The following is a 14043-nucleotide window of genomic DNA, read 5'->3' on the forward strand; positions in this document are numbered from 1 at the left end:
GTGTGAGCGGGGTGCGACCGACCTAGAAGGCGGCCTCGTCGAGCTCCATGAGGGAGTTGTCGACGACCTCGGCCAGTCGGCGCTGGACCGAGACGTTCGGCAGGACCTGCGACGCGAAGAACTTCGCGGCGGCGATCTTGCCGGTGTAGAAGGGGACGTCCTTCGGGGCGGCGGTCGCCAGCTTCTCGGCGGCCACGGCGGCGCCCTTGAGCAGCAGGTAACCGACGACCACGTCACCCGAGGCCATCAGCAGGCGGGTGGTGTTCTGGCCGACCTTGTAGATGTTCTTGACGTCCTCGCCGGTGGCGGTGAGGTCGACGATCATCTGGCCGACGATGGCCTCCAGGTCGACGGCGGCCTTGGCGAGCGCGTCGCGGGCGCCGGCCAGCTCCTCGCCGCCGACGGCCTCGGCCAGGAACTTCTTGATCGTCTCGCTGAGGATGTTCAGCGAGGCGCCCTGGTCGCGGACGATCTTCCGGAAGAAGAAGTCCTGGCCCTGGATGGCCGTGGTGCCCTCGTAGAGGGTGTCGATCTTGGCGTCGCGGATGTACTGCTCGATCGGGTACTCCTGCAGGTAGCCGGAGCCACCGAAGGTCTGCAGGGACTGGGCGAGCTGCTCGTAGGACTTCTCCGAGCCGTAGCCCTTCACGATCGGCAGGAGCAGGTCGTTGAAGCCGATCTCGGCGGAGGCGTCCTGGCCGGCGGCCTGCTTGATCTGGATCTCGTCCTGCACGGAGGCCGTGTAGAGGACCAGGGCGCGCATGCCCTCGGCGTAGGCCTTCTGCGTCATGAGCGAGCGGCGCACGTCGGGGTGGTGCGTGATGGTGACCTTGGGCGCGGTCTTGTCCATGAAGTTCGCGAGGTCCGGGCCCTGCACGCGCTCCTTGGCGTACTCCAGCGCGTTCAGGTAGCCGGTGGAGAGGGTGGCGATGGCCTTCGTGCCGACCATCATCCGGGCGAACTCGATGATCATGAACATCTGGCGGATGCCGTCGTGCTTGTCGCCGATCAGCCAGCCCTTGGCGGGGTGCTGGTCGCCGAAGGTCATCTCGCACGTGTTGGAGGCCTTGAGGCCCATCTTGTGCTCGACGTTGGTGGCGTAGACGCCGTTGCGCTCGCCCAGCTCGCCGGTCTCCCAGTCGAAGTGGAACTTCGGGACGAGGAAGAGGGACAGGCCCTTGGTGCCGGGGCCGTGGCCCTCGGGGCGCGCGAGGACGTAGTGGAGGATGTTCTCCTCCATGTCGTGCTCACCGGACGTGATGAAGCGCTTCACGCCCTCGATGTGCCAGGAGCCGTCGGCCTGCTGGATCGCCTTGGTGCGGCCGGCGCCGACGTCCGAGCCGGCGTCCGGCTCGGTGAGGACCATGGTGGAGCCCCAGCGCTTCTCGACGGCTATCTGCGCGACCTTCTTCTGCGCCTCGTTGCCCTCTTCGAAGAGGATGCCGGCGAACGCCGGGCCGGAGGAGTACATCCAGATGGCCGGGTTCGAGCCGAGCAGCAGCTCCGCGTAGGCCCAGATGAGGGAGCGGGGCGAGGTGGTGCCGCCGATCTCCTCGGGCAGGCCCAGGCGCCAGTACTCCGAGTCCATGAAGGCTTCGTAGCTCTTCTTGAAGGAGGCCGGGACGGGCGCGGTGTTGGTGGCCGGGTCGAAGACCGGCGGGTTGCGGTCGGCGTCCTCGAAGGAGGCGGCCAGCTCGTTCTCGGCGAGGCGGGCGAGCTCGGACAGGACGCTCTTGGCGGTCTCGGTGTCCATCTCCTCGAACGGACCGGTGCCGTACTGCTTGTCGCGGCCGAGCACCTCGAAGAGGTTGAACTCGATGTCGCGGAGATTCGACTTGTAGTGCCCCATGGCGACGGCTCCGTTAAGGCTCGGGGAGACAGGGTTCCTCGTACATACCAATCGGTAACAACATGATGCTACCCGTCGGTAATAACGGCAACCCTTCCGCGTGGACTGTGACCAGGGTCAAAGCTCGCACCAGACCGTCCTGGTCCGATACCCCTGGGTGACTCCCCATCGCAGCGCCACGGCCTCCAGCAGGGCGAGGCCGCGCCCGGACTCGTCGTCCCCGGCGGCCTCCCGCCGTACGGGCCGGGCCCTCGGCGCGGGGTCGGTGAGCTCGACCCGTGTACGGGTTGCCCTTCCGCTCCCGCTGACGCGCAGGGTGACCGGGGTGCCGGCGCCGAGGTGGGTGATCACGTTGCTCAGCAGCTCGGTGACGCACAGCTCCGCGTCCGCGTGGCCGTCCGGCCCGAGGTGCTCGCGCACGGCGTGCCGCAGGAGGCGGGCCGCCTCGGGGGCTGCGAGCAGCCGGATCGTGAGGTCGTTCACCGCGCCGCGAGCAGGGCGTCGGCCAATCGCTGCGCCGTGGCGGCGCTGCAGTTGCCGAGGGTGATGAGGGGTGGCGAGTCGTACCGCCCGGCGTAGGAGCGGAGGTGCAGGTCCAGTGAGGGGAGGGTGATCCCGTGCGCGGTGAGCGCCGATCGTGGCTGCACGTAAGGACATCGACGGCTCCGACAGCGTTCCCGCTTTCTACGGCAAGGAGCTGCGCCGGAGGCGTGAGGAAGCGGGCTTCACGCTTCAGCAGACGGTGGGAGGGAGCTTCTACGGGGCCACGTACCTGAGCGAGATCGAGCGCGGCCAGAGGCGGATGCCGGTGGACCTGGCCTGTCATGTCGACCGCGTGCTCCACACCGACGGGTTCTTCGAGCGGCGCTGCGAGGACGTCCGGAAGGCCCGGAGCGTCGGCCGTGCCAGGTACGCCGAGAGGGTTCTGGAAGCTGAGAAGCTCGCGGAAACCATCGAGGAATGGAGCCCGACGGCGCTCCCTGGTCTGTTGCAGACGGAGGCGTACGCGCGGGCCCTCGCGGGGGCGGAACGCCCGTTTTGAGCCCCGTGAGGAGACCGACGTCAAGATCAGGGCCCGACTGGCGCGGGCCGACCTCTTCGAGGGCACCCAAGGGGTGCCCGAGTACGGGGTGATCCTGCACGAGTCGTTGCTGCGGCTGCCGATCCTTCCGCTCCAAGAGATGGCGGATCAACTCGACCACGTTGCGGCCTTGGCGCGGCGTAAGCGGATCGTTCCACAGATCGTCCCGTGGAATGCCGGAGCGCACCCGTTCATGGCAGCGGGAACCGTTCTCATCCTGACCTTCGGGAACGCACCCCCGCTGGTGTACACGGAGTCCCTGCACAGTGGTGTCACCATCGACGATCCGTCCCTCGTGAAGCGGTACCGAAGGTCGTACGATCTGCTGAGGGCCGCCGCGCAACCGCCGAAGGCGTCCCTCGCCATGATCGAGGCGGCCGTGGAGGACTACCGAAATGGCAAGCAGCCGAACCGACTTGGACGCAGCGCGGTGGCGTACGAGCAGCTACACCAACAGCGATGGAGGCACCTGTGTCGAGGTGGCTGACGGCGTAGCAGGATTCGTGCCCGTCCGGGATTCCAAGAGGCCCCACGGCCCCGCCGTGATCGTCGCAGCCGACGCGTGGGGGCCGTTCGTGCGGGCGCTGAAGGCCGGAGAGCTACCCGACTGAAGCCGTCCCGTCGCGCCCGCCCCGGAGGGGACTGGCCGGTACCGGCCGGTATGGGGGCAGGTGCTAGATAGGGTGGGCCGCATGTACGGCTACGACCAGAACCCGGGCGCGCAGCAGCAGTATGCGCAGCAGCCCCCGCAGGGCTACGCGCAGCAAGCGCCGCCGCTGTACCCGGAGCCGTCCCCGCCCTCCCTCGCCGACGCCGTGCGGGCCTTCACCACGGGGTCCCTCTCCGCCGAGGACTTCCAGCAGATCTTCGCCACCTCGAAGGTCTACTGCCCGCGCGGCGACACCCCCGGATTCCTGGCGCTGCACAACACGCAGCACCCGGTCATCCCCATGTTCACCACGCTCAAGGAACTGCGCCGGTACGCCGGCAAGGAGTCCAAGTACTTCGTGATCACCGGCGCCGAGGTGATCGACCTGCTGCCGACCGGATACGGCTTCGTCCTCGACATGGAGGGCGACCACCGGATGGTCTTCGACGCCAAGGCGGTCGAGCAGATGGTCGACTTCGCGATGCGCCGGATGTATGGCTAGACGCCATTGCCGCGCGGACGGCTGAGGCCATGACCGCGCGGCCGCCCGGCCGGCCGCGCGTGGCCGTGGTCGTGCCGGCCGACGTCTGACGGGGGGCGGACCGTGCTGCGGGTGCATTTCACGGCGGAGGACCTGCTCAACATCACCTTCGCGAGCGAGCCGCTGCCGCTGGTGGAACTGGGCATGGCGATCGTCGCCTGGCAGCGCAGCGACCGACCGGCGGTTTTCGGCCGCTGGCGCGGCCGTGTGGGCCGGGAGCTGCCCGGCCGCGCCCGCCCGCTCCTGGACCTCCTGCGCCCCGACGGCGACAACCCGCAGTTCGTCGAGCCGTACGCGCGCACCCTGGAGGAAGGGCTGGCCGTCGTACGGGACGCCGGCCCGCTCCTGACCCCCGACGAGCTGCACCGCGTCGCCGCCCGGGCCCCCGGCTCCCCGTCCTGGGTGCACGCCCTGTGGGCCCAGGACCGTGAGGCGTGGGACCAGCTCGGTGGCGCGCTCCGATCCGCTCACGAGGCGGTCGTCGCCCCGCACTGGTCGCGGATCCGGCAGTCCTTCCAGGCGGACGTCGCCTGGCGCACCCGGCTGCTGGCCGCGCACGGCATCAAGGCCTGCCTGGCCGGCACGCATCCGCTGGCCGCCTGGTCGGGCACCGTGCTGGAGGTGGAGGGGCCGCCGCACTACGAGGTCCACCTCGGCGGCCGCGGGCTGCTGCTGATGCCCTCGCCGTTCTGGACGGGCCGGCCACTGCTCGCCGAGGGGCCGGACGGCCCGGACGGCAGGTGCGTGCTGCTCTACCCGGCGCTGACGCCGCTCCCGCTGGTCGGCCCGGGCCCGGCGCAGGGGGCGCTGGACGCCCTGCTGGGCCGGACCCGGGCGGCCGTGCTCCAGTCGCTGATCGAGCAGCGCACGACCAGTGAGCTGGCCCGGGATCTCGACATCAGCCTGCCCTCGGCCTCCGAACACACCCGCACCCTGCGGGCGGCCGGTCTGATCACCAGCGAACGCGACGGCAAGGCGGTCCTGCACTCGGTGACGGGCCTGGGTGTGGACCTGCTCCACAGCGGCGGCTGACCCTCCTTTCGGGCCTGCCCGAAAGGATCGCGGCCCGGCCCGGTCCGCCCGGAGTATCGGTGCCGCGGGGGGGATTCACGGGGGACCCCCCCGCCCCATCCACGAGGAGGCAGAGATGGCCCGTACGACGATCCGCACGACGCTCGCCACGGTGGCGGCCACCGCCACGCTGGCGCTGGGCACGGGGGTGCTGGCCGCGGGACCGGCCCAGGCCTCGTACAACACGGTCGAGGGGTGTCGATCGGGTGAGGCGTGCATCTGGCCGGAGGGCTCGCCGGCGGCGGGTGTCCAGCCGTCGCTGCGGTTCAGCAACGCGGGGACCTACAACCTCAGCAACCAGGAGAACTGGCACTGGGTCCTCAACAACCAGACGCAGAACTGGAAGTTCAAGCTGTGCACGGGCTGGAACGGCGGGGGGACCTGCACCAACATCCCGGTCGACCAGTGGGTGGCGGTGAACCTCTCACCGATCAACTCGGTCATCGTCTCGCCGTAACCGCAGGTCAGGACCGCTGAGGCCCCGGAGGAAATTTCCTCCGGGGTCCTTCTGTTGTGCCGGTGTGGCAGAAAGTTCGAGTTTCAACTAAACTCGACGCAGAAGGAGGTCCTGACCATGCCCGCAGTGACTGTTGAGAACCCGTTGACCCTTCCGCGCGTGGCCGAGCCGCAGGCCGCCGTCCCGCGCAAGGTGCTGGCCGTCGTCTCCGCTCCCGGTGGGTTCGAGGGTGAGGGATTCCCGGTGCGCCGCGCGTTCGCCGGGATCAACTACCAGTACCTCGACCCGTTCATCATGATGGACCAGATGGGCGAGGTGGAGTACGCGCCGGGCGAGCCGAAGGGAACCCCCTGGCACCCGCACCGCGGCTTCGAGACCGTCACGTACCTGATCGACGGAACCTTCGTCCACCAGGACAGCAACGGCGGCGGCGGGATCATCAACGGCGGTGACACCCAGTGGATGACCGCCGGTTCGGGCCTCCTGCACATCGAGGCCCCGCCGGAGTCCCTCGTCGTGTCCGGCGGGCTGTTCCACGGCCTCCAGCTGTGGGTGAACCTCCCGGCCTCCGACAAGATGATGCCCCCGCGCTACCAGGACATCGGCGGTGGCCAGGTCCAGCTGCTGACCACCCCGGACGGCGGCTCCCTGCTCCGCGTCATCGCCGGTGAGCTGGACGGTCACCAGGGCCCGGGCATCACCCACACCCCGATCACGATGATCCACGCGACCGTCTCGCCGGGCGCTCAGATCACCCTGCCGTGGCGCGAGGACTTCAACGCCCTGGCGTACGTCATGGCCGGGCGCGGGTCGGTCGGGGAGGACCGCAGGCCGGTACAGACCGGGCAGACGGCCGTCTTCGGCGAGGGCGGTTCGCTCACCGTGCGGGCGGACGCGTCGCAGGACTCCAACGCCCCGGACCTGGAGATCGTGCTCCTCGGCGGACGTCCCATCCGGGAGCCGATGGCGCACTACGGGCCGTTCGTGATGAACAGCCAGCACGAACTGCAGCAGGCCTTCGACGACTTCCAGGCGGGCCGGCTGGGCCGCATCCCCACCACCGCGCGCACCGGCCTCGGCCACCGCGGCACGGGCGCGGCGGACCAGGACTGACCCGAAGGCCCGCTACGCGGGATCCACGGGCCCGGGCGCCGCATCGTCGGCGTACCGGGCCCGCAGTTCCGAGATCACCCCGAAGACGGCGGCGGTCAACGGCACCGCCAGCAGCATCCCCAGGATCCCGGCGACACTCGCGCCCGCGGTGATGGCCAGCATCACCACCGCCGGGTGCATCTGCACCGTGCGGCTCTGCACCACCGGCTGCAGTACGTAGCCCTCGATCATCTGGACCAGCAGCACCAGGCCCAGCGCCCACAGGCCGATGACCCAGCCCCGGTCGGCGAAGGCCACGAGAACGGCCACGGCGCCCGACAGGATCGCCCCGAGGTACGGGATGTAGGCCGTCACGAAGACCAGGGCGGCCAGCCCCAGCGCGCCCGGCACATCGAGGATCAGCAGACCCGCGCCGATCAGCACGGCGTCCACCAGGGCCACGAACGTGGTCCCGCGCATGAATCCCTCGACGGCCTCGAAGGCGCGCCGCCCCATGGCCTCCATCAGGTCGCCCGAGCGGCTCGGGACGATCGAACGCAGCGTTCCCACGGCCCGGTCGGAGTCGCGCAGGAAGAAGAAGATCAGCACCAGCGCGAGCAGCACCATCGCGATCATCGAGCCCACCACGCTGAGCCCCGCGACCACCCCCGAGGCGGCCGTCCCGCCGAACTTCGTCAGCAGGTCCTTGGAGTTCGCGGCGATGTCCTCCAACGAGGTGCCCACCGCCCCGAAGTGCTCGGCGACGCTCTCACCGGCCCGCCGCAGCGCGTCGACGATCTGGCCGCCGGTCTCGATGAGCGCGAGGACGACGATGTACGTGGCCCCGCCGACGACGGCGACCACGGCGAGGCAGGTCAGGGCCGCGGCCAGCGAGCGGTTCATCTTCATGCGGACCAGGCGCCGGTGCATCGGCCCGAGCAGGGCCGTACCGAGCACGGCCAGCAGTACGGGCGTCACGACGTCGTCGAAGACGGTGCACAGCCATACGCCGACGGCGAGGACCGCGGTCACGAGCAGGACGACGCCGCACCAGGCGGCGAGCCGCCGTACGGGCGCGGGCAGGAGGGGATCGGACACCGCTGCATCCCATCACACCCCGCCGCGCCCCATCACACCCCGCCACACCCCGCCGCGCCCCGCCGCGCCCCGCCCCACCGCCGGGTCGCGGGCCGGCGGGCCTGCGGGTCAGAACTTCGGGTCGGCGTCCGTCTTGGACTGCTCGTGCAGCTCGAACCAGATCGACTTGCCCTCGCCCCGAGGGTCCACGCCCCACGCGTCGGCCAGCATCTCCATCAGCAGCACCCCGCGGCCACTGGAGGACATCTCCCCCGGCTGCCGCTTGTGCGGGAGTTCGTCGCTGCCGTCCGCGACCTCGACGCGCAGCCGGCGCGCGCCCAGCTCGCCGATCGCCTCCGCGACCAGCAGGGCGTCGCCGTCGGTGTGCGTCAGCACGTTCGTCACCATCTCGGAGACCATCAGCACCGCCGAGTCCACCTGGTCGGGGTCGGCCCAGTCGTGCAGCAGCTCGCGGATCTGCTGTCGTACGCCCGCGATCCGTTCGGGCTCCACCTGCGCCACGGTCAGCACGGTGCGGCGCACGGGCCGGGCCGGGTGCGCCGGCGCCGCGCCCGGGGGGCGCTCCGCGCTCTCGCGGCACAGCAGCACCACCGCTATGTCGTCCTCGCGGCGGTCGGCGAGCGGGCCGGTGGTGTGGTGCGAGGACGGCCCGTGCACGGCCTGGACCAGCAGGTCGGCCAGCCGTTCGAGGTGCGGCGGCGCGAGCGGCCCGACCGTGTCGGCGCCCGCTCCCGGGACCTGCGCGTCGTAGGCGGGCTCGTAGGCGTTCTCGTGCGCGTCGGACTCCAGGACCGCCCGCAGCCGCGCCCAGCCGGTGTCCAGGTCGTGCCCGCCGGTCTCGATGAGCCCGTCGGTGCAGAGCATCATCGTCTCGCCGGGTTCCAGGGTGAACCGGGTGGTGGGGTAGTCGGACTCGGGATCGATGCCCAGCGGCAGCCCGCCCGCGGTGGGGCGCATCAGGACGGTGCCGTCGGCCATCCGGATCGCGGGATCGGGGTGGCCGGCCCGGGCGACCTCCAGCATGCCGGTCCTCGGATCGCACTCCACGTACAGGCAGGTCGCGAACCGCGGGCTCAGGAAGTAGGAGTCGGCGTCGGAGCCCCGGCCGCCGTCGTCCGCGTACGGGTCGGACTCCGGCGAGGAGCACAGCCCGGCCAGGAAGCGGGAGGCGCGCGAGAGCACCGCGTCCGGCCGGTGGCCCTCGGAGGCGTACGCCCGTACGGCGATCCGCAGCTGACCCATCAGCCCGGCCGCCCGGACGTCGTGGCCCTGCACGTCGCCGATGACCAGCGCGAACCTGCCCGACGGCAGCGGGATCATGTCGTACCAGTCGCCGCCCACCTGGAGCCCGCCGCCCGTCGGGACGTAGCGGGCCGCGATCCGCATGCCGGGGATCTCCGGGCCGAGCTGCGGCATCATCGACCGCTGCAGGCCGGTGGTGAGCTCCCGCTCGGATTCGGCCACCACGGCGCGCTGGAGCGCCTGCGCCAGCATCCGGGCCACCGTCGTCAGGACGGACCGCTCGTCGGGCGAGAAGGACGCCGGGTGCTTGAACGCGGCCATCCAGGCGCCCATGGTCCGCCCGGCCACGATCAGCGGCAGGAAGGCCCAGGAGACCCGGTCGAAGCGCCGGGCGAGCGGCCAGGCCGCCGGGAAGCGCCGCTTGTAGTCCTCGGGAGTGGGCAGATAGATCGCCCGGCCGGTCCGGACGACCTCCGCGGCCGGGTACGCCGTCTCCAGCGGCATGTCGGAGAACGGGCCCTCGTCCCCCGGATCGTGCCCGTGGTGCCCGATGATCGACAGCCGGTCCCCGGCCACGCCGAAGACGGCCAGCCCGTCCGGGCTGAAACCGGGCATGGACAGCGAGGCGGCGACCCGCAGCACCTCGGCCGTGGACCGTGCCTCCGCCAGCGCCCGCCCCGCGTCCAGCAGGAAGGCCTCGCGGGAGCGCCGCCAGTCGCCCGTGATGGGCGTGTGGGCGGCCGTGGTGCCGGGCTGCGGCTCGGCGATCTCCTGGATGGTGCCGATCAGCTCGTAGTCCGTGGTCCCTCCCCCAGACTTCGTCCGGGGGGACCCCCCTGGCGCCCGGTTCTCCACCGGTTTGGAGCGGCTGCGTACGGTCCGCAGCACCCGGCCGTCCACGTCCATGATCCGCAGCCGGGCCTCGGCGAGGGTGCCCTCGGCGACGGCCAGGTTCACGATCCCGTTGATCTCGTTCCAGTCCACCGGGTGGAAGCGGGACCGTACGGCCACCTCCGGCAGCACCACCGGTTCGGCGGGCAGCCCGAGCAGCCGGGCGGCCTCGCCGTCGAGAGTGACCGTCCCGGAGGCGTTGTCCCATCGCCACAGGCCGGTCGCGATGGCGGCCAGAACGTCCTCGGTGCGCACTCGGCCATCTTTACAGGTCATATCCGTCACGTGCCTGTTCGCCCGCCCCTCGGGACGCGTCCGCCCGCCGGCCGCGGACGCGTTCGTGCAGGCTGGAGGGAGTGCCCGACCCGCCTCCTTCCCGGACGGTAACCTTGGGACGGTTGAATCCACCCTGGTATCGCGTAGAACTGGATGACTGATGCATCGGTACAGGTCCCACACCTGCGGCGAGCTCCGCGCCTCTGACGTCGCCGCCGACGTCCGACTGAGCGGCTGGCTGCACAACCGTCGAGACCTGGGCGGCATCCTCTTCATCGATCTGCGCGACCACTACGGCATCACGCAGCTGGTCGCCCGGCCCGGCACCGCGGCGAACGAGGCGCTGAGCAGCGTCACCAAGGAGACCGTCGTCCGGATCGACGGCAAGGTCGTCTCCCGTGGCGCCGACAACGTCAACCCGGAGCTGCCGACCGGCGAGATCGAGATCGAGGTCTCCGCGGTCGAGGTCCTCGGCGCGGCCGCCCCGCTGCCGTTCACGATCAACACCGACGACGGTGTGAACGAGGAGCGGCGCCTGGAGTACCGCTTCCTCGACCTGCGCCGCGAGCGCATGCACCGCAACATCATGCTGCGCTCGGCCGTCATCGCGTCGATCCGCTCGAAGATGGTGGCCCTCGGCTTCAACGAGATGGCGACGCCGATCCTCACCGCGACCTCTCCCGAGGGCGCCCGTGACTTCGTCGTGCCGTCCCGTCTGAACCCGGGCAAGTTCTACGCCCTGCCGCAGGCGCCGCAGCAGTTCAAGCAGCTGCTGATGATCTCCGGCTTCGACCGGTACTTCCAGATCGCGCCGTGCTTCCGCGACGAGGACGCCCGCGCCGACCGTTCGCCGGGCGAGTTCTACCAGCTCGACGTGGAGATGTCCTTCGTCGAGCAGGAGGACGTCTTCCAGCCGATCGAGCGCCTGATGACCGAGCTCTTCACCGAGTTCGGCAACGGCCGCGAGGTCACCTCGCCGTTCCCGCGGATCCCGTTCCGCGAGTCGATGCTGAAGTACGGCAACGACAAGCCCGACCTGCGCGCCAAGCTGGAGCTCGTCGACATCACCGACGTGTTCGAGGGCTCGGAGTTCAAGGCGTTCGCCGGCAAGCACGTGCGTGCCCTGGCCGTCCCGGACACCGCCGCGCAGCCGCGCAAGTTCTTCGACGGCCTCGGCGAGTACGCGATCTCGCTGGGCGCCAAGGGCCTCGCCTGGGTGCGCGTGGGCGAGGACGGCGGGCTCACCGGCCCGATCGCCAAGTTCCTCACCGAGGAGAACGTCAAGGTCCTCACCGAGCGTCTGGGTCTGGTCCCCGGCCACGCCGTGTTCTTCGGCGCGGGTGAGTTCGACGAGGTCTCCAAGATCATGTCCGGCGTCCGCGTCGAGGCGGCCAAGCGCGCGGGCCACTTCGAGGAGAACGTCTTCCGGTTCTGCTGGATCGTCGACTTCCCGATGTACGAGAAGGACGAGGAGACCGGCAAGATCGACTTCTCCCACAACCCCTTCTCCATGCCGCAGGGCGGGATGAAGGACCTGGAGGAGAAGGACCCGCTGGACATCCTGGCCTGGCAGTACGACATCGTCTGCAACGGCATCGAGCTGTCCTCCGGCGCCATCCGCAACCACGAGCCCGAGGTCATGCTGAAGGCCTTCGAGATCGCCGGTTACGAGGCCGAGACGGTCGAGCGCGAGTTCGCGGGCATGCTGCGCGCGTTCCGCCTGGGCGCCCCGCCGCACGGTGGCATCGCCCCGGGCGTGGACCGCATCGTGATGCTGCTGGCCGACGAGCCGAACATCCGCGAGACCATCGCCTTCCCGCTGAACGGCAACGCGCAGGACCTGATGATGGGCGCGCCGACGGTGCTGGAGGAGGCCCGTCTGCGTGAGCTGAACATCGCGCTGCGCAAGCCGGTCGAGACGAAGGCGGCGGAGCGGCCGGTCTCCGACGCGGTCACCCCGGACGCCGGGTCCCCGCGGGGCTGACGTCCGGCCCGCTGATACGACGAAGGCGGCGCCCCCCTCCGGCGAGGAGGGGGGCGCCGCCTTTCGTCGTACCGCTGTTCCGCCCGTACTAGAACTGCTCCAGGATGCCCTTGACCAGGGCGGCGGAGGTCAGCTCGGTGGGGGCCGGGCCGGCGTGGAAGAAGCCGGCGTTCTCGGCGTCCAGCTTGCGCAGGAAGTCGAAGGCCTTGTTGTCGTGGTCGCCGAAGGCGACGAACTGCCAGTGCACGTCCGGGGCGGCGGTGGCGGCGTCGGCCAGGGCCTGCCGGGCGGGCTGACGGTTGTCGGGGGCGCCGTCGATCTGGAAGACGACCAGGGCCGGGCCCTCGCCGCCGTCCTTCTGGTAGCGCTCCAGGACGGCCTCGACGGCCACGTGGTAGCTGGTGCGGCCCATCCGGCCGAGCTCGGCGTGGCGGGCCTCGACCCAGGCGGCGTCGTAGCCGTCGAGGGCCAGGTCGGCGGTGCCGTCCACATCCGTGGAGAAGAACACGGTGTGCACGGTCGCCGCGTCGTCGAGGTGCGCGGCGAGGGCGAGCGCGTGGTCGGCGAGGTACTGGGCGCTGCCGTCCTTGTAGAACCCGCGCATCGAGCCGGAGCGGTCCAGCACGAGGTAGACCTTGGCTCGCGCCCCGGCCTTCCCCTTGCCCCGCAGCACCTGCCCGGCGGCCTTGTACGCCCCGGCGACCTCGGGCGCCCGGCGCCGTACGACGGCGGCCGCGTGAGCGGGCGCCTCCGGCGCGGCCTCGGCCTCGACGGCGACGGGCTCGGTTTCGGGCTGCTCCACCTCGGCGGTGACCGGCTCGGCCTCCACCTCGGCAGCGACCGGCTCGACCTCGGCCTCGGCGGTTACGGGCTCGGCCTCGGCCTCGGCGGTGACCGGCTCGGCCTCCACCTCAGCGGCGACGGGCTCGGCCTCCGCCTCGACGGTGACCGGCTCGGCCTCCACCTCGGCAGCGACGGGCTCGACCTCGGCCTCGGGCTGCTCGACCTCGGCGGCGACAGGTTCGACTTCGGGCTCCGCCTCGGCGGTGACGGGCTCGGCTTCGGCCACGACCTCGGGCTGCTCCGCCTGGACGGCGACCGGCTCGGCCTCCACCTCGGCCACGGCCTCAGGCTGCTCGACCTCGGTGGCGACCGGCTCGGCCTCGGCGGTGACGGGCTCCACCTCGGCCACGACCTCGGGCTGCTCCGCAACGGCGGTGGCCGGCTCGGCTTCCGCCTCGGTGGTGACGGGCTCGGCCGCGGGCTCCGTCTCAGGGGCGGCGGGCTCGACCGCGACCTCGGGCTCGGTCGCGGCGGTGACCGGTTCGGCCTCCACCTCGGCGGCAGCCGGTTCGGCATCGGTCGGCGCGGGTTCCGCCGGGGGTGCGGGGGTTTCTCCGCCGGGCTTCGCCGCAGGCGCCCGACGCGCTTCCGGGACCGTCGGGTCCGCCACCGGGGTGGGGGCCGTCAGGACCGTGCCCGGTTCGCGATCGCGCGGGGAGGACTGCGGCGGAACCGTGGGGTTGTCGAAGGACGCCGCCACCAGATCGGCGGCGACGTCCAGAGGGGTCCGTTCCGCCTGGTTCGGGACAGCGGCCGAAGGGGTGTCCGTAGTCTCCGGAACGGATTCCGCGGACCGTCCGAATACCTTGCGCAACAAGCTCCGAATACCCATGGGCCAGGCCTTTCGCATGTGTGCGTGCGTCATTTGTCCGTGCTGCGCGGATGATCCCTGCCCAGAGTGGACACGTAAGGTTATCGGCCGCCCGGCTGGATCTTCGGCAGGGGCGCCTTTCGTGGCGTCCGGCTCCC

Annotated in this window: 12 protein-coding genes and 1 pseudogene; 7 read left to right on the forward strand and 6 right to left on the reverse strand. The window is 71.1% G+C overall.

Translation table 11 applies throughout. From position 1 onward, the window contains the following. Window positions 1–22: 22 nt before the first annotated feature. From OG624_RS21355 to OG624_RS21365, 3 genes are all read right to left on the reverse strand, one after another. Window positions 23–1849, reverse strand: coding sequence for an acyl-CoA dehydrogenase (locus OG624_RS21355; RefSeq protein WP_033214752.1), 1827 nt, complete (start codon window positions 1847–1849; stop codon window positions 23–25). Between the two features lie 117 nt (window positions 1850–1966). Further along, window positions 1967–2332 carry an ATP-binding protein gene (locus OG624_RS21360; protein ID WP_161293609.1) on the reverse strand — a complete coding sequence of 122 codons (366 nt, stop codon included), beginning with the start codon at window positions 2330–2332 and terminating at the stop codon, window positions 1967–1969. Continuing rightward, a complete protein-coding gene (locus OG624_RS21365; RefSeq protein ID WP_371639703.1) occupies window positions 2329–2496 on the reverse strand; it encodes a hypothetical protein in 168 nt (55 codons plus the stop codon). The genes OG624_RS21360 and OG624_RS21365 overlap by 4 nt, the downstream gene beginning before the upstream one ends. Here OG624_RS21365 and OG624_RS21370 point away from each other — a divergent pair. The 6 genes and pseudogenes from OG624_RS21370 to OG624_RS21395 all read left to right on the forward strand — a co-directional run bounded on the left by OG624_RS21370 (window position 2487) and on the right by OG624_RS21395 (window position 6761). After that, window positions 2487–3417: pseudogene (locus tag OG624_RS21370) on the forward strand (helix-turn-helix domain-containing protein). The gene OG624_RS21365 and the pseudogene OG624_RS21370 overlap by 10 nt on opposite strands. Next, window positions 3326–3541 carry a DUF397 domain-containing protein gene (locus tag OG624_RS21375; RefSeq protein ID WP_371639704.1) on the forward strand — a complete coding sequence of 72 codons (216 nt, stop codon included), beginning with the start codon at window positions 3326–3328 and terminating at the stop codon, window positions 3539–3541. The pseudogene OG624_RS21370 and the gene OG624_RS21375 overlap by 92 nt, the downstream one beginning before the upstream one ends. Before the next feature lie 81 nt (window positions 3542–3622). Further along, on the forward strand, window positions 3623–4081 hold the full coding sequence (locus tag OG624_RS21380; RefSeq protein ID WP_371639705.1) for an SseB family protein: 459 nt from the start codon (window positions 3623–3625) through the stop codon (window positions 4079–4081). A 111-nt stretch (window positions 4082–4192) separates the two neighbouring features. Further along, window positions 4193–5152 (forward strand): ArsR/SmtB family transcription factor, encoded by a 960-nt coding sequence (locus tag OG624_RS21385; RefSeq protein WP_371639706.1) that lies wholly within the window; start codon window positions 4193–4195, stop codon window positions 5150–5152. Window positions 5153–5267: 115 nt separating this feature from the next. After that, on the forward strand, window positions 5268–5648 hold the full coding sequence (locus OG624_RS21390; protein WP_161293619.1) for a hypothetical protein: 381 nt from the start codon (window positions 5268–5270) through the stop codon (window positions 5646–5648). Between the two features lie 117 nt (window positions 5649–5765). Continuing rightward, entirely contained in the window at window positions 5766–6761 is a 996-nt protein-coding gene (locus tag OG624_RS21395) for a pirin family protein (protein WP_037862631.1), read from the forward strand. A 12-nt stretch (window positions 6762–6773) separates the two neighbouring features. On the opposite strand, the gene OG624_RS21400 is transcribed toward OG624_RS21395, so the two are convergent. Continuing rightward, entirely contained in the window at window positions 6774–7838 is a 1065-nt protein-coding gene (locus OG624_RS21400; protein ID WP_033214743.1) for an AI-2E family transporter, read from the reverse strand. 108 nt (window positions 7839–7946) lie between these two features. Then, window positions 7947–10226, reverse strand: a complete 2280-nt coding sequence (locus tag OG624_RS21405; RefSeq protein WP_371639707.1) for an ATP-binding SpoIIE family protein phosphatase — start codon at window positions 10224–10226, stop codon at window positions 7947–7949. 181 nt (window positions 10227–10407) lie between these two features. Between OG624_RS21405 and aspS the strand changes: the two genes are divergently transcribed. After that, complete coding sequence (gene aspS, locus OG624_RS21410) at window positions 10408–12231, forward strand: aspartate--tRNA ligase (RefSeq protein ID WP_371639708.1); 1824 nt, start codon at window positions 10408–10410, stop codon at window positions 12229–12231. Window positions 12232–12319: 88 nt separating this feature from the next. Here aspS and OG624_RS21415 read toward each other — a convergent pair whose 3' ends face one another. Continuing rightward, a complete protein-coding gene (locus OG624_RS21415) occupies window positions 12320–13888 on the reverse strand; it encodes a VWA domain-containing protein (RefSeq protein ID WP_371639709.1) in 1569 nt (522 codons plus the stop codon). Between the last annotated feature and the right edge of the window lie 155 nt (window positions 13889–14043).

Origin of the sequence: Streptomyces virginiae, assembly GCF_041432505.1 — a bacterium.
In the GTDB taxonomy this organism is placed as follows: Bacteria; Actinomycetota; Actinomycetes; order Streptomycetales; family Streptomycetaceae; genus Streptomyces; species Streptomyces virginiae_A.